General features: G+C 40.7%; 26 protein-coding genes and 1 pseudogene. 19 read left to right on the plus strand and 8 right to left on the minus strand.

Annotated elements, in window-relative coordinates; translation table 11 throughout:
- The first annotated feature begins 50 nt into the window (after window positions 1–50).
- The 3 genes from BP861_RS07705 (at window position 51) to BP861_RS07715 (ending at window position 2293) form a co-directional block, all read left to right on the plus strand.
- Window positions 51–329, plus strand: a complete 279-nt coding sequence (locus BP861_RS07705; protein ID WP_292374106.1) for a glutaredoxin family protein — start codon at window positions 51–53, stop codon at window positions 327–329.
- 13 nt (window positions 330–342) lie between these two features.
- A complete protein-coding gene (locus BP861_RS07710; RefSeq protein WP_292374108.1) occupies window positions 343–1434 on the plus strand; it encodes an alkene reductase in 1092 nt (363 codons plus the stop codon).
- Window positions 1435–1714: 280 nt separating this feature from the next.
- A complete protein-coding gene (locus BP861_RS07715) occupies window positions 1715–2293 on the plus strand; it encodes an HPP family protein (protein WP_292374110.1) in 579 nt (192 codons plus the stop codon).
- A 272-nt stretch (window positions 2294–2565) separates the two neighbouring features.
- Here BP861_RS07715 and BP861_RS07720 read toward each other — a convergent pair whose 3' ends face one another.
- A complete protein-coding gene (locus BP861_RS07720) occupies window positions 2566–2886 on the minus strand; it encodes an antibiotic biosynthesis monooxygenase family protein (RefSeq protein ID WP_292374112.1) in 321 nt (106 codons plus the stop codon).
- A 578-nt stretch (window positions 2887–3464) separates the two neighbouring features.
- Window positions 3465–3722, minus strand: coding sequence for a hypothetical protein (locus tag BP861_RS07725; RefSeq protein WP_292374114.1), 258 nt, complete (start codon window positions 3720–3722; stop codon window positions 3465–3467).
- Between the two features lie 818 nt (window positions 3723–4540).
- Between BP861_RS07725 and BP861_RS07730 the strand changes: the two genes are divergently transcribed.
- The 7 genes and pseudogenes from BP861_RS07730 (at window position 4541) to BP861_RS07755 (ending at window position 10170) form a co-directional block, all read left to right on the plus strand.
- Window positions 4541–4951, plus strand: coding sequence for a hypothetical protein (locus BP861_RS07730; protein ID WP_292374116.1), 411 nt, complete (start codon window positions 4541–4543; stop codon window positions 4949–4951).
- A gap of 943 nt (window positions 4952–5894) precedes the next feature.
- Window positions 5895–6215: a hypothetical protein gene (locus BP861_RS07735; RefSeq protein ID WP_292374118.1), complete on the plus strand. Its 321-nt coding sequence runs from the start codon at window positions 5895–5897 to the stop codon at window positions 6213–6215.
- Complete coding sequence (locus BP861_RS07740) at window positions 6202–6570, plus strand: DUF2283 domain-containing protein (protein WP_292374120.1); 369 nt, start codon at window positions 6202–6204, stop codon at window positions 6568–6570. Before BP861_RS07735 ends, BP861_RS07740 begins: the two co-directional genes overlap by 14 nt.
- Before the next feature lie 1247 nt (window positions 6571–7817).
- Complete coding sequence (locus BP861_RS07745; protein ID WP_292374122.1) at window positions 7818–8009, plus strand: hypothetical protein; 192 nt, start codon at window positions 7818–7820, stop codon at window positions 8007–8009.
- A 976-nt stretch (window positions 8010–8985) separates the two neighbouring features.
- Window positions 8986–9611 (plus strand): annotated as a pseudogene (locus BP861_RS07750) (macro domain-containing protein).
- A gap of 5 nt (window positions 9612–9616) precedes the next feature.
- Window positions 9617–9904: a TIR domain-containing protein gene (locus BP861_RS16105; RefSeq protein ID WP_394339167.1), complete on the plus strand. Its 288-nt coding sequence runs from the start codon at window positions 9617–9619 to the stop codon at window positions 9902–9904.
- Complete coding sequence (locus BP861_RS07755; protein ID WP_292374126.1) at window positions 9886–10170, plus strand: hypothetical protein; 285 nt, start codon at window positions 9886–9888, stop codon at window positions 10168–10170. Before BP861_RS16105 ends, BP861_RS07755 begins: the two co-directional genes overlap by 19 nt.
- 514 nt (window positions 10171–10684) lie before the next feature.
- Here the strand turns inward: BP861_RS07755 and frhB are convergent.
- From frhB to frhA, 4 genes are all read right to left on the minus strand, one after another.
- Entirely contained in the window at window positions 10685–11563 is an 879-nt protein-coding gene (gene frhB / locus BP861_RS07760; RefSeq protein WP_292374128.1) for a coenzyme F420 hydrogenase subunit beta, read from the minus strand.
- Window positions 11553–12332 (minus strand): coenzyme F420 hydrogenase subunit gamma, encoded by a 780-nt coding sequence (gene frhG, locus BP861_RS07765; RefSeq protein ID WP_292374130.1) that lies wholly within the window; start codon window positions 12330–12332, stop codon window positions 11553–11555. The genes frhB and frhG overlap by 11 nt, the downstream gene beginning before the upstream one ends.
- 87 nt (window positions 12333–12419) lie before the next feature.
- A complete protein-coding gene (gene frhD, locus BP861_RS07770; RefSeq protein WP_292374132.1) occupies window positions 12420–12911 on the minus strand; it encodes a coenzyme F420-reducing hydrogenase, FrhD protein in 492 nt (163 codons plus the stop codon).
- A complete protein-coding gene (frhA, locus tag BP861_RS07775; protein ID WP_292374134.1) occupies window positions 12905–14275 on the minus strand; it encodes a coenzyme F420 hydrogenase subunit alpha in 1371 nt (456 codons plus the stop codon). The genes frhD and frhA overlap by 7 nt, the downstream gene beginning before the upstream one ends.
- Before the next feature lie 1082 nt (window positions 14276–15357).
- Between frhA and BP861_RS07780 the strand changes: the two genes are divergently transcribed.
- From BP861_RS07780 to ftsY, 9 genes are all read left to right on the plus strand, one after another.
- A complete protein-coding gene (locus tag BP861_RS07780) occupies window positions 15358–15807 on the plus strand; it encodes a 30S ribosomal protein S19e (protein ID WP_292374136.1) in 450 nt (149 codons plus the stop codon).
- A 100-nt stretch (window positions 15808–15907) separates the two neighbouring features.
- Entirely contained in the window at window positions 15908–16276 is a 369-nt protein-coding gene (locus tag BP861_RS07785; protein ID WP_292374138.1) for a DNA-binding protein, read from the plus strand.
- Between the two features lie 5 nt (window positions 16277–16281).
- A complete protein-coding gene (locus tag BP861_RS07790; RefSeq protein WP_292374140.1) occupies window positions 16282–16899 on the plus strand; it encodes a DUF7411 family protein in 618 nt (205 codons plus the stop codon).
- A 258-nt stretch (window positions 16900–17157) separates the two neighbouring features.
- On the plus strand, window positions 17158–17313 hold the full coding sequence (locus BP861_RS07795; protein ID WP_082086800.1) for a 50S ribosomal protein L39e: 156 nt from the start codon (window positions 17158–17160) through the stop codon (window positions 17311–17313).
- 18 nt (window positions 17314–17331) lie between these two features.
- The gene (locus BP861_RS07800) at window positions 17332–17601 is read left to right on the plus strand and encodes a 50S ribosomal protein L31e (protein WP_292374144.1); all 270 of its coding nucleotides are present in this window, start codon (window positions 17332–17334) and stop codon (window positions 17599–17601) included.
- Between the two features lie 32 nt (window positions 17602–17633).
- Window positions 17634–18293 carry a translation initiation factor IF-6 gene (locus BP861_RS07805; RefSeq protein WP_292374146.1) on the plus strand — a complete coding sequence of 220 codons (660 nt, stop codon included), beginning with the start codon at window positions 17634–17636 and terminating at the stop codon, window positions 18291–18293.
- Between the two features lie 48 nt (window positions 18294–18341).
- Entirely contained in the window at window positions 18342–18518 is a 177-nt protein-coding gene (gene rpl18a, locus BP861_RS07810; protein ID WP_349681008.1) for a 50S ribosomal protein L18Ae, read from the plus strand.
- Window positions 18519–18523: 5 nt separating this feature from the next.
- Window positions 18524–18955: a prefoldin subunit alpha gene (gene pfdA / locus BP861_RS07815; RefSeq protein ID WP_292374148.1), complete on the plus strand. Its 432-nt coding sequence runs from the start codon at window positions 18524–18526 to the stop codon at window positions 18953–18955.
- 109 nt (window positions 18956–19064) lie between these two features.
- A complete protein-coding gene (gene ftsY, locus BP861_RS07820; RefSeq protein WP_292374150.1) occupies window positions 19065–20330 on the plus strand; it encodes a signal recognition particle-docking protein FtsY in 1266 nt (421 codons plus the stop codon).
- A gap of 144 nt (window positions 20331–20474) precedes the next feature.
- Here the strand turns inward: ftsY and BP861_RS07825 are convergent, their stop codons facing one another.
- On the minus strand, window positions 20475–20663 hold the full coding sequence (locus BP861_RS07825; protein WP_292374153.1) for a PspC domain-containing protein: 189 nt from the start codon (window positions 20661–20663) through the stop codon (window positions 20475–20477).
- A 313-nt stretch (window positions 20664–20976) separates the two neighbouring features.
- The gene (locus BP861_RS07830; RefSeq protein ID WP_292374154.1) at window positions 20977–21618 is read right to left on the minus strand and encodes a serine O-acetyltransferase; all 642 of its coding nucleotides are present in this window, start codon (window positions 21616–21618) and stop codon (window positions 20977–20979) included.
- Window positions 21619–22054: the final 436 nt, after the last annotated feature.

Below are 22054 nucleotides of genomic sequence, written 5' to 3' on the forward strand. Positions count from 1 at the left end.
CGGAAAAAAAATTGAAGGAAGCAGGATTAACAATAGAATTAGGAGAGCATATGGCAAAAGTATCAATGTACACCATAAGCACCTGCCCGGTGTGCCGGAAAACAAAGGAATATTTCCGGGCCAGAAACATACCATTCGATTTTATCGATTACGACCTCGCCAGTGAGAGCGAGCAAAACAAGATAGCGGCCGAGATGATGAAGGGTACCGGCAATATCGGTTTCCCGTTTGTCAGGATCGGCAATATTGTGGTCATCGGGTTCAATCCAGAGAGGTTTGAGCAACTTTTGAAATCTGAGGAGCTCGAACCAACAACCAGCCAAGCCTAACGAGATAGTCATCATGGCAGAAGACATGGATCTTTTTTCACAGTATCGGATGGGCGATCTCACGCTGCCAAATCGCATAGTGATGGCGCCTATGACCCGCAACCGCGCAGGGGAAGCCGACGTCCCGGTCTCACTGACGGTTACTTATTATGTGCAGCGAGTCTCGGCCGGTATGATTATCACAGAGGGCTCGCAGGTTAGCCCACAGGGGGTAGGCTATGTGCATACGCCAGGCATATACTCTGAGCCACAAATCGCCGGCTGGAAGAAAGTTACGGATGCTGTCCACCGGGCTGGAGGCAGGATTTTTATCCAGCTCTGGCACGTAGGGCGGGTATCCCACGCCGACTTCCTGGGCGGCAATCTGCCGGTCGCACCATCCGCGCTGCCCGTCGAAGGCTTTGTCCATACACCCAGTGGAAAAAAGCCAATTCCTGTGCCCAGGGTCCTGAAGACCGACGAGGTGCCTGAGATAGTCAGGCAATTCCGACAGGCGGCTGAGAATGCCAGAACCGCCGGCTTCGATGGTGTAGAAATTCATGGCGCTAACGGCTACCTGCTGGACCAATTCCTGCGGAGCGGATCGAACAAACGAACCGATAAGTACGGAGGTAGCCTTGAGAACCGAGCCCGTCTGCCGCTTGAGGTTACGAAAGCCGTCATAGAGGTATGGGGCGGCGACCGTGTCGGCTACCGCATCTCTCCGCACAATACCGCTCATTCTATGTCGGACGTCAATCCCAGGGAGACCTTTTCCTATTTCACCAGAGAACTGAACAAAACGGGCCTAGGCTACCTTCATTTAATCGAGCCCATAGGAGGCCGGGCTGGGTTCGTGCCACCTGAAGCACGGCTTAGACCTACCCTGCGCAGGATCTTCGAAAGGACATTCATACTAAACGGCGGCTATGGCCTTCAAAGTGGAAACGAGGCAATTGCCAGGGGTGAGGCCGACCTGATAGCCTTCGGAGTGCCGTTCCTGGCCAATCCTGATCTGCCAGAGCGTCTCAGGCAGAATGCACCCCTGAACGAACCGGACATGGCTACCTTTTATGCGGGCGGCGCGAAAGGTTACACGGACTATCCGGCCTTGGTCAATAGATAATGTGGTTCAAAACATGGTACTGTAAAAGGGTACTGTGTAGTTTACGAAAGATGGCTTTCGGACTGGCTTCAGAAATTACTGAAAATTTATCACAGCTCCAGTAGACTAAGTAGACTATATAGTGCCTCGTTTTTATCCTTATTATCTTTAAGGGGGAAGTGATCTCTAAATGATAGGCTGGATAAGAGCGCATCTACATCTTAAGTCCCCTCATAATCTGGTAATCCCGATATCAAGCAGCTTTCCAATGGAGTGTAATGGAATAGAGGAATTTTAATATATGAGTCCGACCAGTGGCCGATATGAGGCTAAAAACTTTCCCCTAAGGAAAAAAGCACGGCGAGCCCTCAACATTCTGTTGAGGTCAGTGTTGGTTGGCTTGCTTGTGCTCTTAGCCGGCGGGCTAGGATATATTACCGGAAATCTGTGGCTCTTCCCCAGCCTTGGCCCGTCCATTTTCATGTTGGTTGAATCGCCCCATCTGAAGTCATCCAGCTTATATAATATGACTGTAGGCCACGTGGTCGGCATCATTAGCGGCTACACCCTTGCGATCATAACCGGCGCTGCTTACGTTCAATCTCCATTCGCGGTTGGTCATCTACAACTATCGCATGTTGTGGCATCATGCATTGCCATAGCGCTTGTAATACTAATTCATATACCTCTTAAAGCATCACACCCTCCGGCTGTTGCCACTACCTTTCTGATTACCCTTGGTAGTTTTAAGGCGACGTGGCACGATCTGTCTGCGATCCTGATAGGCATAGTGATAATAGCCATCGCCGGTGAAATTACGAGGCACATGATACTTTCCATGGAGCGCCGCGGCCTTATAGAAGTAATAGGGAGTGGGTAAGGATGATGTCAATTGATTCTATAGAATCTTCCGTTGACACCTAAAGATTCTATAGAGTTTTAGGTTGATATCTAAATTCATGGCATTATTTCAACGGCGTTGTCTCACGCAATCTTAGAAGAGATAAGGTGCTATAAATGATTCCAACGCTCCGAAAGAATAAGCCCCCAAGTAATGATAGATCCAAAGTTGTATAAAATAAAATCAATGATTTGGACAAATCCTTTTTTAGCCCTTATTTTTCTTTTCATAAATACATCGTCAGCTTTACATCACATAGTGTCTTGTGGAATATTATACACACTTTTCATCGTGCTTGTTTTTATCTCGTCACATACTTCTTTTAGTTTCATAAAGGCTGCTTTAAATTCTGGTTGTTGCCGCCATGCTTGCACGCATGCTGAAGTTTTCCACGGACCAAATGACATAAACAGATTCTTTTGCTCTAAATCTTGCAACAAGATAACGCTAATGCTACACATCTCATTAGCCTTAGTCCAATTAGCCAAATCTGTCCAAATTTTCAGAAATTCTTCTTCTTTCCCTTGTTTTACAGACCAAATTTCAACAGCATATGTAAATTCGTCAGCCATATCATTTTCCCCACATCAGCAATTTCATTTCCCCATATAGGCTTGTGAAATACGCATACATATACTTATGGCTGTTATTTTATCCAGAAGTTATTTCGCGTTTCCCATGTTAGTTATAATCCCTTTTCTGTTTGAAACTTAGAGCCTATAAGGAAATTATTTTTCCCTCTGTATTTAATAATAGGCAGTATATAAAATAGACAAACTTTCTTCCACAACCGCATGCTCACCAAGTGAGCAGATGTCGGGCGGACACTGGTAAAAAAGAAAAAGAGAATTGTCAGCTGCCATAAAAAGCGTTTTATTATTAGAAATGAGAACTCGTGAAAAATAGACCTGTTTGCCGTCCTGATGTTTAGGTTAACAATGACCCTCTGTGCAACAACTATTTTCATAAAATATATGCATTTTAGCACGTTCTGCGTGAATTCCAGAGCAAATTGTAGGAATATGTGGGCATATGCATAGTTTTTACTTCAAAAGTTATGCACCAAAAATTTGTAAAAATTACGGATACGTTTTTGGAGTATTTGCTTTTCTTTCTTCACAGCCATTCGGTTTCAACATTTTTACAATATTTAATATTCACTAGTTTCTTCGGGGTGTGCAGTAAAAGGGAACGCTTCAGCCCATCCAAATCCGCCAGGAATAAGAATATGGAAAGTTTCCCTTCTTTCCCCTTTCTCTACTTCCAGCTTTTCAATATGATTCAGATTTGTTTCAAAACCCTCTTTAGGGTCCTCGAAATCCTTGAGATCTTCAAGGTCAAACATTCCACTGGAACAATACAACGTTTGAACATTATCTAAAATCCATCTCTTACTCACCGATACCATAATCCCACCACTCTATAATTTAACTTTTGAACCGCTAAACACTCCTTGATTACTCCTCAAATACCGAGAATGGCACAACTTCGGTAATGATAAATCGTTTCTCCGGATCTCTATTTAACGTTTAAGGATCTAAAAATATAATGGAATTTCAATTTTTTGTGTATACACATAGTTTATCAGATTCATCAGATAAAACTCAGGCATTTAATCTGGTTTCGTTGCAAAAATAGAAGGCGTAAAGTAAGGTATTAAAAATGAGAAGGATTAAAACCAGGCACAGAGGTCCATAACAGCACCTGGGAAGGGAACCCCGGGCAAAAGGAAGAGAACAAACCCGAGGCATGTTTACTGTAAGAGGATGATCCAAATATACTACGAACAATTTGTTATGTTATGCTCTGCTATATATATATTGACTATGTAATAATTTTTGAGAGATTAATATAATTTTAAAATATTAAATTAAAAAATAATAAAAATGTGGAGTAGATAATCTACAGATATTAAACTTATCCCAAAACCTAGTTTTATTCCTAATTATTTGAATTACTCAGGATTGCTTTCATGATCAGAAGCCTGATTGATCACTTAAGATATGAGATCCAAAGAAGCAAATCTTGAGTTTTGGGATCGGCTTATTCCATACTGAAACCACTTTTCAGTGTATATCAAATCTCTATAGTGACTTGACCTTAAAAACGTAGCAGAATTCAAAATCGAAAATCTTTAATCTTATTAGTCAGTCGATATTACATTAGAGTTTTTTTTAATTTTATATAATTAAATGAAAAAAGGAAGAGAATTTTAGAGGTACTATTATGAAGAGAATGTTAAAGATTATGGCAATGCTCCTTGTTATTGCTACTGTTGTTTTTGCAGCCGGCTGTTCTGAGAAGGCTGACACTAATAGTACAGATAAGGGAGCTGCAGAAGAAGCGAATAATGAAGGCGCAGCAGCCAATGAAAATATGACTGAATCCGAAAATGTAGCTAACGCTCCAACTGATACAAATATAACTGATAATACCACCCCGGCTGCAAATGTGAGTAATATTGATAATAATACATCACCAGTTATTGCTGAAACATCTACAGAAACACCTGTAGTGACAAACAACACTACTGAAAATGTAACTGGAAACGTCACTCACATGAATAGCGCTCAGCGCAAAATGGCTATAGCACAATCTCACCAGAAGAGTTCTGGCACACAAAACGTCAGCCAGTAAAGAATTCAAAAGCCTTGAGTTAACAGCATAATAAAAGAAATACGTGAGTAGCCTTTTAAAAGGCTACAACTTTTTAGGTCGTCCATCATTATGCGGTTGATGTTTTTACGGTCTGTAATTCAATAACTCTGTTAAAGTCCATTTTTTTGAGTAATTCCGCACTCCTGTGCAGGTGTCACCTTATATCTGACCTTTTTTCATCTATTTTTGTCAATTCTTCATGCTCTCTGCAGAAATTAAAATTAGTGCAGTAAAAGGTACTATCAAGTCTACGGGCACTAAGGAGTTTTTCAAGATACGGTTGAGCCTATAAAGTGCCTAGAACCCGTCAACTTGACAGAACCCAAAATAATTCTGCAGTTTTGCCTAATCACAAAAGAAGGTAGGCGAGCATCTGGTCTGTGTGGCAAACTCCCTGGTAGAAGAAAATCTACCAGAGACAGGCCAGATCCGCCTGATTAACTATTCTTCTGCATACAGAATAATCGTGTAGAAAATCAGATCAGGAGCTACCAGAGAGCAGGTAAGAAAAGCGATAATTTTCCACTAAAATACTGTATTCTTTTTCTTATCTTGATAGATAATTTTCAATAAAGGTTGCTGTCTAGTCCTGCAGTTATGATCCCATGCGTTTAGATACGGGAAATCATATTTTACAGAATTTTTGATACACTGCCAGTTGTTTAATTTGCTAGATCATTTTGATCTAGTATTTTGTCGTTTTTGGTCAAACTAATCTATGGCTTCAAAATTCCGATGTCACTACGAAGGTTTCAAAATTATCTCCAAGTATCAAGGCGTTTATTCATCAGAGAAAAGATAAATCTAAAATAGATGTCGTGGAAAAGAAATTAAGTCTGCTAAAAATTAAATTAAACGAAAAGTTTTAATCATAGAAATTGAGTTTTCAAATCAAAAAACAAGAAACTAAGAGGGCGCTTTTTTGAGTATCGTTGATATAGTAATGTCTTGTGCAAAAAGTAACAATTTAATTTTCACATCACATTCTATCGACATGCTGGAGCTACGCCAGAATCGTATAGTTCCAGATAAAGATGGACTCCGTAATTTGTTGTCAACTCAATTACCAGTATATGTAGAAAAACAATCAAACGTTAAATTTAAACTCTTTTACAGCATAGATGACAAGTACGATTTAATCACAGTAGTAGTTCACAAAAGTTTTAATCCTGATAAGATTTCTATAATAACGGTTCACCAACAAGAAGCAAAAAGGAGAAGGGGTAACGATGCCACACTTTAAAAAAAATATCGATAAATGGAAATACGATTTCGAAACAGATACGTTTTATTTCCGTGATAAAAGTATACCGTACCATTCATCGATAGATATGGGAGATTTAATAATAGATATCGGTGAAGATGGGACTCCCATTGGCGTAGAATTACTCGATGCCTCAAAAAATTTTAAAGTTTCAAAAATTGTAATGAAAGGAATTGAAGGCTTTAATGCAAATATAGACGTTTCAGAAACAGAGATAAAAGTAACAATAACGGCATTTGTTAAACTCAGAAACACTAAAGTTGAAAAAGTAAGTGTTTCTCATGGTGTAAACGATATAAATTTACAGCCAGGGCAAACCGCAATGGCTTGTTAAATAAATCGATGTTATCTTCTTTTTACTTTATTACCCAGCAGTTTTCAATTTTGGCTTTTCAAGCATTAGAATCAACATCGGCGTTTCCGTTGCAAAAAATCCTAATATTGAAGCAAAATTTTAGTTTCGCAGCAAAGAATATAAAAAAGCAGAATATTTCTCAGATAACATCCAGATTTAAGCAGCTATACCGAATAACTTGTTTATAAAATTGTATCCTCTTCAAATTCAATAGAGAATTTTCGAACTAGAAAAACGTGCAACAATTTTATCATACAATTATAAAGTTGAATGCATCGCTTGAAGTTGTTTCTTAAACTTAGGTAAATTTTCAAATTTTCAGTAAATACATGAAATTTACTTTTACCCATACAATTTGAAGAGGATACTATCAATTCCATTTTTCGGTTGTTAACTTCTGCTCAAACTAAACCGTTTAGGGTTATTATTTCCTTTAACGGAATACAGGCTTTGAGAATATAGTTTGTTGATTTCTATACTTAATTAGAATATTTTAAAAATTCAGTATCTCTGAAGCCTTTCTTGATGAATTCTAATAAAAAAAGAAAAACAACCGAAGCTGTCAACTTTAAAAATGAGTCTTTAAAATCAGTCCGATGAATCCAAACAGTGAACTCATCATTACGGCCATTGTGCGGCGGTCTCCTTTAACTATAAGGGTGAACCCTTCTGATAGTTTTTTATAGTTTATGCTCAGTATTTCCATTGGTATCAATTTTAATATTTATTTGGTTTTGTTCGGTGGACACTGCGGTGGGGATTGCCGTGTCTTCCGAACTATTCTTGAATCCGTTTTTACATTTTCAAAAGTACTTTAAAGTATACAATAGTTTTCTTTGAATGTGGGCTCCCGTTGCCGAATTGAATTTTTTGATTTTTTGATTTTTTGGATTCGATAACGAGAGGCTTTTTTGAGCTTTGTATTTATATGTTGTTACTTTTTCAATGAGGTTCTTGAACGGGTTCTAGAAAGTTGACGGATAATGGGCACTTTATAGGCTCAACCGTATCTTGAAAAACTCCTTAGTGCCCGTAGACTTGATAATACCCCAGTGAACGTATATACTAACGTTGTAACTCCCTAAAATTTATATAATATGAATGCGTATATTTTACTGGAAATATAATACAAAATATTGTATTGTTTCTGCATAAAATAAATTAAGAGGAATTTAACTTAATGACTGAATTCGAATTCGTAAGATGCCAGATAAAATGTAAAGAACATGGCATTTGGTTTAACTCCCCTATTTACTTCGGTACACCTCAACTGTACTTGCAATGCATTCACGAGTGGTAACCTTACAACCTGCCCTGTAGGTGGGGAAATGATCCCGTGTAATAAAGATAATATGAGATTTGAATTCCGTGACGGCAATGGTAAAGTATTTTATGAAGAGGGAAAAGATACATTTTAAATTCATTATTCTTTTTTTTCCAAGTCCACATTAAATACAGCGACGAAAAGTATTAAGTGTGACACATATGCTTATTTTGAATTTAAAAATGTCTAATTCTTTGGGATAGGTGAAAATATAGAAGTTCGAGTAAAAGGAATGAATGAAGTTCTTAAAAACTTGGAAAAGCTTTCGTCAAGAGCTAAGGAAATGGAAAGTGAAAATAAAAATAGATTCAGATAAAGAAAAATTAAATCATCTAATTAAGGAAAAAACTTCTTTTGAAAACTGGGATGAGATGCTTAGTAAAGCGTTCATAGAACGAGTAACAAGAAAATTACAGCTTTAAAAACTTCTTTTGGATAATATTCTGTTTATGTACTTAGAAGTTTGATCTATGACATAAAAGGAAAACAATTAGGACTTACGCACTTGATGAACGAAATCAACCATGTTAAGACTGTGTAGTAAAATCACGTTTTAGACAGTGTGGTCAGATGCTGTCGATTTTTCAGTTCAACTGTATAAGTCCTAACAATACAAATGAAGCAAGATAGTTACATTTTACCATGAAATGTTGCTATTCTGGATAGTTCATTTAGTACATGATTTTAATTCAGTTGTGTATCAGTAATAAACGGATTAAAAAAGATTTAAGCTGAGATTTTTGTTAATCGTATATAACTAGTTACAATTGGTTACGATTTTTTATTATTGCATAAATTTGAAGAGGTTATTTAATTATATCCAAAATGTAGTATGCAGTAAGGTAGATAGTTGAAGTAAAAAATGTCGTTTCATGAATTTATTTTTTTATTCAAAAAATATTTTTCTAATTCTCTTTCTAGTTTAGGTACCATATGGCTTTTTGTTGAAATATACAATGGATTAATGCCTCAAAAAATAAGTTGTTCTATTTGGATACCGCTGTATTGCGTTCCTTTGGTTTATATTTAATGGACTTTTCTTAGACGGATTCTTAAAGAAAAGAATATTTTTGAATAGCAATGCGTTTGATACGAAAATAATTATTAAATTTGGTGATCTCTTCAAACAAGATGGATGGAAACCAATTCCTGTAAATGAATTTTTTGATAGCGTTGTTGATGAAAGACATGTATCTTTTAAAAGTCTTCATGGTGCTATTTTAAAAAAATATTGGAGTAACAATATTAATGATTGGGATCAACAGATAATCAGGTCATTGTCTGATTGCGATTTTATTGAAAGTGTCACGCGGGATTCAGGAAAATCGAAAAAATATAAAATTGGAGCAACAGCAATAACTAAAAAAATAATGAGTGTTTCCTATGTGTTGTATTATCAAAAACAGACCTCTCAACTTTACAGGCATCGTCTGGCCCCTGTGAATTATATCAGTCTATTATTGGATTACTTAGAAAATCAAGGGAGGTATGTTCCGGATCACCGCTAAATATTCCTTTATTTGGTACAGGTTTATCGAGAACTGGTGTAAAGGCAAACATCATTGTTAATCTTATTTTAATAGCTATTTTCGAGGAAAGTAGGATATGTAAAATTACTAATGAAATAAGAATAATTCTCCTTAAAAATAGGAAGGAAGATATATATTTAAGCAATTTATTAAGAGACTGGAGATAAAATGAATGTCATGTTGTAATGGTACATATATTGCATTTGATGGTCTCGGTCAAACTAATCCAACGCTATCTGATTTCAAGTATTATGGAACTATTCAGGCTTGGAATGAGAACAAAAATATAGATTTCAAATATGTTGACAGTCACGACAAAACATGCGCAGTAAGAGATAGTAGCTTAAGAACAAACCTTGAGGCTAGGATAAGAGAGCGTTTATCCAACTCTAAAAATATGGTAGTTATACTCTCAGTTATGATACCCGCAAAGCAAGAAGTATGCTCTCATACGAAATAGAGAAGGCTATTGATCGCTACAAAATTCCTTTGATAATTACTTATGTTGACTATCAGGTTGTTGCTAAGCCGAACAAATTATCTAAATACTGGCCTGAAGCTCTTCGCTCAAGAATAGAAGATGGTACTGCCAAAGCTATTCACATCCTATTTACCAAAGATACTATTCTTAGATCTATCGAACAATTTAATGTTTACAATATGCCTGCGACTGCTATGGATACTTACAGCAAGGCAGATTATCGTACATTTGGCTCATCTGGCTAGTATATGAATACTAAAAAATGAATATTGGTAATACCAAATTATTTACGCATAGATTTTGTCTTAAAACCTGTGCATAAAAGACAAACAGCAATATTTTATCATAAAATGTTGCTATTTTCTCATTAGGTCAATTCCAGATTAATTCCTTCTGCTTTCTTTGATAATATCTTATTTCCAGATGGAATCGGAGATATTTGGTCGATAACCGTTCATAAAATACAAAAATAGTGTAAGAAATATATAGGCGCATTTTTCAATGTTTATTGATGTTGATTTTTAGTTTAAAATAATGGCTCTTCGTTGTTTTGTGTGGATATTCTCATAATATTCTCACAAAAACCAACGCGGTCTTGAATTGAAATTATCTTATCCATAAGGAATGACGAAGAGCCGAAATAATATCAAGGAAATAAAAAAGAGTTTCTCTAGAATCATAATTTGGGGATGAGAACCTGTCCCATCCCCGTATTCAGCGTAGATAACGCGTATTACTTTTTCGATGGTGAAAAAAGTTTTAGGCGTAGGGGTTCCGCAACGCCTTGTTGACGCCGAAGGTCTTGCGCTCCTCGATCGTCTTCTGGTTCTTGTCGATCTTCTCTTTAGCAAGCTTCCTGAGGAGATCAAGGCCGGGTTTAACTTCCTCGATGGGCTTCGTCTCGAACATGCCGTCTGCAACCGCCCTGGACCAAATCTCGTTCCCTACCTTGGTGCGGATAAAGACCGTAGACCAGCCATCTGGGCTTCCGACCGAGCCGGTCGAGATGTCGCCTAGGTTAGAGACATAGTCGAGGCAGACGTGGCAGCCGGGCTGCTCGTACTTGTGGGTATCCTTGAGCGGCACGGTAGCGACGTTTCCGCGCTCGGTATAGACCCAGAACTTGCCCTTCGTGATCTCCATCTTCTTCACGGAGCTGAGGCTCTGAGCCGCGTGGTCCTCGACAATGCTCTGCATAGACTTATATGGGAAGTTCTCCATGCAGAAGAGCCCTACTGTGAAGGCGACCTTGCCCGGGATATCACGCATGTTGATGGGATAGAGCTGAGCCTTCCTGACGGCCTGCATCTGGCAGCAGACACCGGTGATCCCTACCTTATCAAGACCGTAGGACCGGGTTGCCTCCTTGAGCCAGGAGATCTGCGGGCTGATGTTGTACTTTGTCCCTTGTGCTTTGAGAATATCCTCACGGCTCATCGCGACGGCCGGCTTTGACTGCCAGGGTCGGTCGCCCTCGCCTGCCACAATGGTCCCGTCGATGATTCCCTGCTCGAGGGCATAGACCATGAGAGCAGTGGCGATACCGCCGTCCTGTGCCTTCTTGAGAATCTCCTTGTCCGTGCTCCGTGCTGAGACGCAGGTCACGTATCTACCGAGATATGGATCTTCAATCATCATTCTCACCTAACTTAAGCGCTTCAGCGATAATCTCGTTGATACCTTCGAATTCATCAATCACTTCGAAGTTGAAGAACGACCTCGGGCAGGCGCCGTAGCAGGAGCCGCACTTGATGCAGAGGTCACGTTCTCCCTGCGGCTTCCCAAACTCGATGGTGATCGCACGCACAGGGCAGGATGCAGCGCAGGTGCCGCAGCCCATGCAGAGTCCCTGGTTAATCACATCGTCCATCAGGTCGCAGAAGCATCCGGTCGTGCCGCGCTTCGCAAGGTCCATGAGGGGCTTTAAGTACTTGCCTGCAAGGGCTTTCTGGTCCTCGTTCCCCTCAAGGAGCAGGTATGCCATGACAGCGACGTTCCTTATGAGTTCCGGGCTCGGAGGGCATCCGGGGATGTAGACATCCACATCGATGAGATCTCCAATAGGGAGGAAGGACTCGTGCTGTGGCTGGTTGTGCTGCCCGCCGCGGCAGAACCGCGTGATGTTCCCATAACTCGAGCAGGAACCGAGAGCCACCACGATCTTGGACTTCTTCCGTGTCTCCTTGATCTCCTCTACCGATTCATGGTCCTGGATGCAGACCGACCCCTCGACAAGCGCCACATCCATCTCTGGGATATGACGAACGTCGGCGAGTGTGAGACTGTAGACGAGATCGGCGTAGTCGTCCAGGATCTTGATGAGTCCTAAGTTGTTGTCGGCCAAGGACACGAGGCAGCCGGTACAGCCACTCATGTGCACATGCCCGATCTTGATCTTATTTGTCACTGTTTTGTCTCCTTTGTAGCTTCCACCTTCTTCTCCATCGAAACCTGAACGGGATTTGCTCCCCCGCATATGGTTTTCTTGATGGAGTTAAGCAGTTTCATAGTTCATCCCGATTTCTTTCAGTATCTCGGATACGGCTCCGGGAATGGCTCTCTGTACCTCGTCTGTAATCCCGATGACCATTTCAGGGTCAGAAACGTATTTCTTCTGGCATGCAAGGATCCGGATCCGGATATTGTCCTTGATAAGCTGGAGCGGCTCTGTAAGATCCCATGAGTGGGCATCCCGGTAGCTCCCCACGGGGAGCTCGTCAACATCGAGCCACCTGAGCTCGCCAGGTTCCCCCCCGAAGTCCGCTATGTCCACGATGATAAGAGTCTTTGTGGACTCAGGATTGAGGAGAGTAAAGATAAAATGGGGGCCCCCGAGCCCTGCGTCAACTACCGTGACGTTCTCGGGGAGCTTAATATCCTTGAGACTCTCCACGACTGCGGGTCCGAACCCATCATCCGCAAAAAGAGGGTTCCCGCAGCCTGCCACCACGATCTCGGAGTACAGCGTTTCCATTCCCTTCACCACTGCATGAGCTTCTGGGCGACTATCTTGTTCTCCTCGTCTAGCACGATCATGTGGGTTGCGCATGAGACGCACGGGTCATAGGCCCGAACGACCATCTCGGCGATCTCCCAGGGCGCTCCAGCCAAAGCGCGGCTACAGGTAGGGAAGTTCCAGGTAGTGGGCACCAGCATTTCGTACCACAGCACCCGTCCATCTTTCACTTTTGCAAGGTGGACATCGGTCCCGCGTGGGGCCTCGTTTGCAGCCCATCCCAAAGATCCGTCTCCTAGGGGAATGTTGTCGGCGAGTACCTTGCCCGAGGTATTCAGGTCGTCAAGGCACTTGAGGATGGTATAGCAGCAGTCAGGGTACTCCATCTGCCTAGCGATGTGCTGAGCGAAGGTGCCCTTTTCGTCGAAGTTCTTGAAGGTGGATAGCCTTGCCCTCGGACCGACCTCAACTGGCTGGCCGTCGTACATAGGAACACCGTTGCAGGCCTCCATCCGGGGATTGGCCTTGGTGCCGACCTTAGTTGTGCCTCCGAATGGGTAGCTCGGATCCTCAAGATCGATGGTTACTTCACCCATGTACCAGTCCCATGGTCGGGTTTCCTTCCACCGGGCGATATCCCACATGGGTTTCTCATCCAGACTAGATGAGCCGTACATAGGAGATGTGGCCATGACTCCCTGATTGTGATACCCGAGTGTCTTTGGAATAGGGATCTGCTTGCCCCCTACCTCGACGAAACCCCGGTTCTGCATGTTCCTTATGACCTCGAGCATGAACTCCATCTGCTCGTGGGCAAGGACAAGACCTTCCTTTGCCAAGTCCGCCATTTTCTGCTTTGCCCGGGAGCTCACATTTTGGTACATCCCGCCGATCCTAGGGTTGGAGGGATGAATCGCCTCGCCGCCTGCGATGGCTCCAATTGTCTGTCCGATCTCGCGAATGCGGGAAATCCTTGCCATAACGCTCCTGGCAGGCTCCTCCTTGGTGAACATGTTGAACTTTGTCTCTGTTCCAGGAATGTAAAAGTCTGGGAGGATCAAAATGTTGTGCAGGGCGATGCTGTGGAGGCGGTTCGCTGCATGGAGAATTACCCGCAGAAGCTTTGCGTCTTCAGGGATCTCGCAGCCGATAGAGGCCTCCATGGCCTCGGTACTTGCCAGGGTGTGGGCAATAGGACAGATACCGCAGACCCTAGAAGCAATCTTCGGGACCTGTTCCATCGTCTTACCTATGGCGAGCTTCTCAATACCCCTAACCGGGGTGATGGAGAGCCAATCTCCTCGCTCGACAATACCCTGATCATCTACTTTCAGGGTGAGCTTTGAGTGGCCTTCATGTCTCGTGGTTGGAGAGATTTCTACAACTTTCGTCAATGGTATGCCTCGTTTTCTATTTGATATTCTTCAGGCTGTACCCTGATTAAGGCACTCTCTGTGCAATTATTGTAAAAGTAGTTGTCCATACATAAAGTACGTTAACCCTTTTCTTTCTCTAGCGCGTAGTACCTCAGTAATTAATATTTAATTACAATGAAAAATAGTTGAAAACATGATATTACATAAATCCTTCTATCTATATAATGAAAGAAAATATAATAAAAATTATATTTTTTCTGATTCATAAATGAGTTTCATATTAATATTTGTCCTTTCTATGGTAAGGAAGCCCTTAAAATTATGAAAACATAAAAGTTATAAATATACGCAATAAATAATATTGCAGCATTGAGCCTTTGTCAGAGCTTGAAGCCTACAGAAGAAGATATTATCTTGAAAAATACGATAAAACGGCATGTAGTATAGCATGTAGTATAATTACTAAACTCCTGGTAAGACATAATAAAATAAGTTAATATAAGGGATAAAAATAAAGAATACGATAATAATGTAATGCCTTTGTCCAAAGGTCAAAGGCAGGTCTTACCGAAGCAGAAATCTTTAAAAATTAATAATATGCACTTTAATGCGACTCTGTCTCATCAATAAGCCAGACGTAATTCCCTTTTCAGATTCCAGAATAAGTTCAACTGAGGTTTTTGTGAATCCGCAAAATGCTTTTATATCTTGAAAATAATTACGCTGGATGTTCGCACTTGCGTCAATCGACAAAAGTCAATTCGATACAATTAGATCGTTTTTCAGTTTGAAATTTTTCACGCTATAAGTTACCTGATCGATTGTATACAGATATCTAATAGATATCTAAACACAGTAATTGATAAATATGTCAACTTCCTTCCAGTTTAAACTAAAATCACATTTACCGGCTTATCGGGCCTGAAAGCCCAAACCATTAGAGTCCATAAATCCAGCTATAAGGATAAGAAAGGACCTCTCGAAAGAGAATGAGTTACCTCGTTTCGGGAAAAAGTAGATTTCTGGCAGCCAGGGAGAAGAATCGGCACTATCTCTCAGGATCTGCAAAGAAAACCTAATTTAGAAAAGGTGTGGAGAGCATGACAACAGTATTTGATGTCCCTGCAATGGAACTCATCGAAAAGGTTGCAGGCATTCTTAAAGAAAATGAAAATATCGTTCCCCCTGAATGGGCAAAGAACGTAAAGACCGGGGTTCACAAGGAACTCCCACCGAACAATGATGATTGGTGGTATATCAGAACCGCTGCGATCCTGAGGAAAATCTATACCGATGGGCCTGTAGGAATTGAAAGGCTTCGCTCAGTATACGGTGGAAAAAAGGATAACGGATCAAAACCAGGAACCAAAGCAAAAGGCAGCGGTTCGGTTGCCAGAAAGGCAGTACAGCAGCTTGAGGCTGCAGGTTACCTGCAAAAAGTAAAGGACGGAAGAACTGTATCTGCAAAGGGACGTTCCATGCTTGATAATGCAGCCAATGATCTCAAGCACGAACTTCTTGAGAAAATCCCTGAACTTGCAAAATACTGAGAATATTTTCCATCTGAAGGGGGCCTGAAAATTACTTAGGATTCCCTTTCAAATATTATTAATCTTAATCTCGATTGCTCCGGAAAACCGGTTTTATTAGATGATTGCCATGTCTACAATGGATGACGAACTCAACGAAATTCGGAAGAGACGGCTTGCAGAAATCCAGAGACAGCAGGCACAGAACCAGCCATCTGACATCCAGGCAGCTTACCAGCAGGAACAGGCCAAAGCTGAAATGGAAGCTCAGAAACAGTCCATCCTGAGACAGATCCTGACTCCAGAAGCTAGAGAACGCCTTACAACCTTAAAAATGTCAAGACCGGCTCTTGGGGAACAGCTTGAAATGCAGCTGATCTCGCTTGCTCAGAGTGGAAGGCTCCCGTCTCAAATCAGTGACGAACAGCTTAAAACACTCCTGATGAGGATGCAGCCAAAAAAGCGTAAGACGTCTATAACCAGGGTTTAAAAGCAATGAAAATTTCGGTCCTATTTAGCGGAGGCAAGGACAGTTCGCTCTCTGCCCTTATAATGGAACCGTTTTTTGAGATTGAACTCGTAACCTGCAGCTTCGGTCTGCTCCCCAATGGCGAGCTGGCAGCAAAAACTGCAAAAAACTTAGGGTTCCCTCACAGAGTTATATCTCTGGAATGGGAAATCCTTGAAAAAGCTTACGAGAAAATAATGAAAGACGGGTTCCCAAAAAGTGCAATTAATTATATCCACGAAAAAGCCGTAGAAACTCTTGCTTTGGATCCGGAAGTTAAACTAATTGCTGATGGGACCAGAAGGGATGATAGAGTTCCTGTACTCTCGATCTCACAGATACGAAGTATTGAAGATCGATTGGGAGTTCAGTATATATGCCCTTTAAAGGGATATGGTAAAAAAACCGTGAGTATTCTTGTAGAGCATTATCTAAAAATTGAAGAGGGCCCGAGTGAGAATACTCAAAAAGCCGATTATGAAACCGAACTCAGGGAGCTAATCAGGCAGAGAGATGGTGAGGAAAAAATAAAGGAACTGTTTCCTGCCCATATCCAGTCCCATGTGATTTCCAGGAAAAACTGCCCTGAAGAAAGTGTGTCTTGAAATCAGGAAGTCTTCCGGAAGGGGAAAAATTCTGGAATAAAGATTTATACAATAATCGAGTTATATTCAACCCTTATACTGCTGCATATTAACCGAGACCCTCATAGAATTTACCGGATATGGTTTTAAAAACTGCCTTTTAACTGGCAGGAAAAAAACCTCGATTATCCAAGGGTTAAAATCACAATCAGCTAATTATCGGATATAACCGGAAATTAACGAAATTAAGTCATTTACAGGTCAACAGGTGTGATCCACTTGAGTCATAACATGAAAGGACAGAAGAGGCGTCTTGCAAAGGCGCACAAACAGAACACACGCGTTCCAGTGTGGGTCATTGTGAAAACTAACCGGAAGGTCGTGAGTCATCCCAGACGCAGGCACTGGAGAAGAAGAAGCCTGGATGTGAAGTAAGCGAGGAAGGTGGGAAAAATGGCCGACGACATGGTAAAAGAACAGATATACACAATCCCTCTTAGGAAGGTAAAGAACGTACCTGCATGGAAAAGAGCAAACAGAGCAGTTACTGAAGTAAGAGGTTTTCTCGTAAAGCACATGAAGGTTGATTCTGTGCAGGTCAAACTGGACAAATCAATTAATGAGCGCCTCTGGGAAAAAGGCTGTGAAAAGCCTCCTCTCTCCATCCGGGTCAGAGCTGTAAAATTCGCTGATGGCGAGGTACAGGCAGAACTCGCCCAGTAAAATATACTAGAAGACGCGAAGCTTCAAAGAATATGATTAGAACAGTGGATATCTACGACACCCCAATGATAGGGGTCTTTGCAACCTGCACAGAAGATGTTATTCTCGTTCCTCCCGGAACAAAACCCGAAACCTGTGCCATACTAGAGGATTCACTCGATGTAAATGTCATTGAGACTCTTGTAAACGGAAGCGTTGTTATCGGAGCCCTTTCCAGAGGAAACTCAAATGGCTTCCTTTTTTCATACGGAACTGATACCAAGAAGATGAAGGAGCTAACAGGAGTTAAGGCTGAGATCCTTCCGGACAAGCTGAATGCAGTCGGAAACATTGTACTTGCAAATGATTCCGCGGCCCTTGTCCATCCCGAACTGTCAGACAAGGCTATTGAGACAATTGCCAGTACCCTCAAAGTAGAAGTTTACAGGGGAACGATTGCCGGGATAAAGAATGTAGGGATGGCAGGCGTTGTTACCAACAAAGGGCTTCTGGTGCACCCGAAAGTAACATCTTCAGAAATAGAAATTCTGGAAAAGCTTTTCGAGCTTCCAGTAAATATAGGGACTACGAACTTTGGGACTCAGATGCTAGGCTCAGGCCTGCTTGCAAATTCAAAAAGCTATCTGGCAGGTTCAGACACTACAGGACCCGAACTTGGGAGAATCGAGGAAGCCCTCGGATTTTTAGAGTGATATTAATCCACCTGTTTCGTAAAAATTACAGCAAGAGTGGTGACCAAGATGAAGAGTTTTATTGTTAAAGGCAAATTTAAAGCAGGACATTCCTGGGAAAAATTCACAAAGCAAATCGAAAGTCAGAATGAAAAGAACGCAACAGATAAGGTCTATTCTGTCTTCGGAAGCAAGCATGGAATTAAAAGAAGCCAGATCCAGATCGAAAGCATTGCTGAGGAGTGAAGGATATGGCAGAAGTCAGTGAAGATATTAGAAATATAGCAGCCAGGCATCAGGAATTCCAGAGACAGGCCGAAGCCTTGAGGCAGCAGATGAACATGGTTCAGGCTTCTATTACAAGCTGTGACCAGACAATCGTAACCATCGACGAGCTTAAGACCGCCTCAGCTGAAGACAAGATTGCCGAAACGATGGTATCGGTTGGATTTGGCTCATTCGTTTATGCCGAAATAAAAAATGCAGATAAGGTTGTTGTGGACCTTGGAGCAGGCTTCAGTGCTGAAAAGACTGCTGATGAAGCCGTTGAAACCCTGAACCGCCGCAAAGAGCAGCTTATGAAAATTCTCGAACAGATGAATGCTTCACTGACTAACTATGTACAGGGTATGCAGGCCCTGGAATCTGAGGCTGCAAGGCTTCAGCAACCTGGCCAGGCCTAAAAGACCTGGCTCAAATAAAAAAGGATGGGCTCAAAACCCAGATTTGAGGACGAACTTTTTACTTTGAATAAATTACTATTTTTTATTGAATTTTTTGGGATGGGATCCTGTGTTCAACAAATTCAAAGAGAAACTTGGGAATTTTAAAAAGGCGCTCAGCAAAACTATTGACGATAAAGCAGTAGATATCGAACCGGTGGTTGAGCCTGTACCTGAGGCCGAAGAAGGCTTTGAAGAGGATATTGAGCCCATTCCAGAGGAAGAAGCTCTTGAAAAGCTAACGGAAGAGGATAGTTACGAAGCCGAACCCGTAGAAGTTAAACCTGTAGCAACTGCACCTGCAACTGTCGGGATAGAAGACAGAAAAAAAGCTGAATACAGGAAGAAACTTGAAGACAGAAAAAAGACGGTAGAGAGCAAACCTGAGGAAGAAAACTTACCTGAAGAAAAAAAGTCCTTTTTTAAAAGATTCTCAAATATCGGATTTACACAAAAAGCAAAGGCTCTAGTCTTTAATAGAGAAGTCTATCTGGACAGTAAAGATCTGGAAGAGCCTCTCTGGGAACTTGAAATGGGACTTCTTGAAAGCGACCTTGCCCTCTCAGTTTCCGAGGCAATTGTGGAGTCCGTAAAAAAACAGCTCACAGGAACCACAAAACGCATTGGCAGCAATACCGGAGAAATTGTAGAGGAAGCCCTGAAAAAAGCTATCCTTGATGTAGTGTCTGCTAATACTTTTGATTTTGATGAATATGTAAGGGACAAGGAAAAACCTGTCCATATAGTCTTTGTAGGAATTAACGGGACAGGAAAAACGACATCTATTGCAAAAATGACGCGCTACCTGCTCAAATCAGATTATTCGGTAGTTCTCGCTGCAGGAGATACTTTCAGAGCAGGTGCCATTGACCAGCTTGGAATCCATGCTGACAGACTTGGAGTAAAGATGATTAAACATCAGCCTGGAGCCGATCCTGCTGCAGTTATTTACGATGCTGTGCAGTATGCAAAAGCACATAAAATTGATTTTGTGCTTTCCGACACCGCAGGTAGAATGCATACAAATCTTAACCTTATGTCGCAGATGGAAAAAATCTGCAGGGTAAGCACTCCGGACCTTATAATTTTTGTAGATGAAGCCGTAGCAGGAAACGATGCAGTTGAAAGGGCTGCACAGTTCAATGAAGCTGTCCCAATTGATGGATCCATTCTGACAAAAATAGACGCTGATGCAAAAGGAGGAGCTGCGATATCCATTGCTTATATTACAGGCAAACCCATCCTCTTTTTCGGGATAGGACAGGGCTATGAAGACTTAAAAAAGTTCGATCCCCAATGGTTTATAGACCAGCTTTTCAACCAGCAAACCGCTTAAGCTTCAAAACAACAGAAAATGATAAATCTCCCGAATTACTTCGGGAGCACTATTTCATAAACTCTGCGGACTATGCTAGAGAAATTTTGGCTTTTTCCAAAATTTTGGTTATTCCAGAAGAGTACTTAGATTTTTCTCAAAAGTTCAGGGCTCCTCAGGAATTATAATCCATGCTATTGCATAGGCGATTATACCGCTTCCCACACTCATTACAGAAATGAGTAACCATAAAAGCCTTATAAGCGTAGGATCAACGTTAAAGTATTCACCTATCCCACCACATACACCTGCAATAATTCTGTTCTTCTTTGATCTATACAGTTTTTTGTTCATTTGACCACCCCTAAATGCAAAATGCTTTAATAAACTAATAATGCTTTAGTAAGCTAATAATAGATTGCTTATATTCGATTTATAAGTAACTCCGAAAATAAGAAATTTATTGAGAAACTCATACGTTTGCAGGTTCTCCATACTTTTGCAGGTATAAGTTAGTTGACATGAAAGTAGCTCTTATTTTTAATTCTTGACCTTATTCCCAACTCTCGGTTATGCTGCCAATGTTGCATTTTTGTCCGGTTGAATTAAAGCTAGGATACGGAATGTGGACATTAAAACCTTTCGTCTTCACGTAATAACAAGCAAACTACTGAGGAGGCTTATAGAATCCTCTTAAAATATCCGTAGCTTTATAGTAACATTTATCAAATCCTTCATTACTAACTTTTTTTGCTGGAACTCCTGCTATTGTAATACCTTCTTCTTTAAAGGATTTGTTTACTACTGAATTCGCACCTATTGCGATATTATCTGCAATTTCAATATCTCCAAAGATTTTAACGCCGGGACCAATATATACATTATTTCCTATTTTTGGCACAGGCAATACAAAATCCGGTCTTAATTTGTACTCCCTACTAAAGACATTTGTTCCAATATTTACGCCAGTATGAATGCGACAATTTTCACCAATTTTTGCATTGCTATTTACAATTAAAGTACCTTTATGAGCAATAGATAATCCAGGCCCGAATACATTTGGAGGTATAGTAAATCCTAATTTCGTGCTTAATCTTTGGAATTTAAAATAAAGATACAGATGATACGGTTTATATATAATACTTTTTTTACAATTTATATAGTACTCTCTTTTCCTTAGTAATCTCTCAAATTTCCAGATATCATCCAAAAAATAATCCCTATAATACTGAATTGTACCTCTTTTTTTCCTAAGTGCAATCTCATCTGCTTTTAAGTGAAATATATAATCCTTCTTTGATTTAATCATAAAAACTCGCCCATTAATTACCTAGATAGTCATTGAAAATAATTTTTTAGGATATATATTTTTCTAGTTTTTTAGTTATAATTATATAAAGCTGTTTATCAAGCAAATGGATATTAAATAAACATAAGTCAATTTTTCTATTTAAACTGTTAATATTTATGCCAGAAATACGCATCTGGAAAAAGATGTCAATAAAAAATCTGTATTGTTGCGTTTTTAGATTTGTACGTATTGGCAGGAAAGTCTCTCTCACTTCGTATTCTGAACATTATTTTCAAACTTCGCCTCATGTTGGAAGCCAATATCACATCTTTATCCAGTTAAATTGAAGCCAGAATCCAGAATGTGGATATGAGGAACTTTGTCTTCGTGTAATGTCAGGTTCCTTCTTGTTTACAATCTCAAGAATAATTCGCTAATATTGAAATATGCTCAT

It is taken from the genome of Methanosarcina sp. UBA411 (assembly GCF_002495725.1).
In the GTDB taxonomy this organism is placed as follows: Archaea; Halobacteriota; Methanosarcinia; order Methanosarcinales; family Methanosarcinaceae; genus Methanosarcina.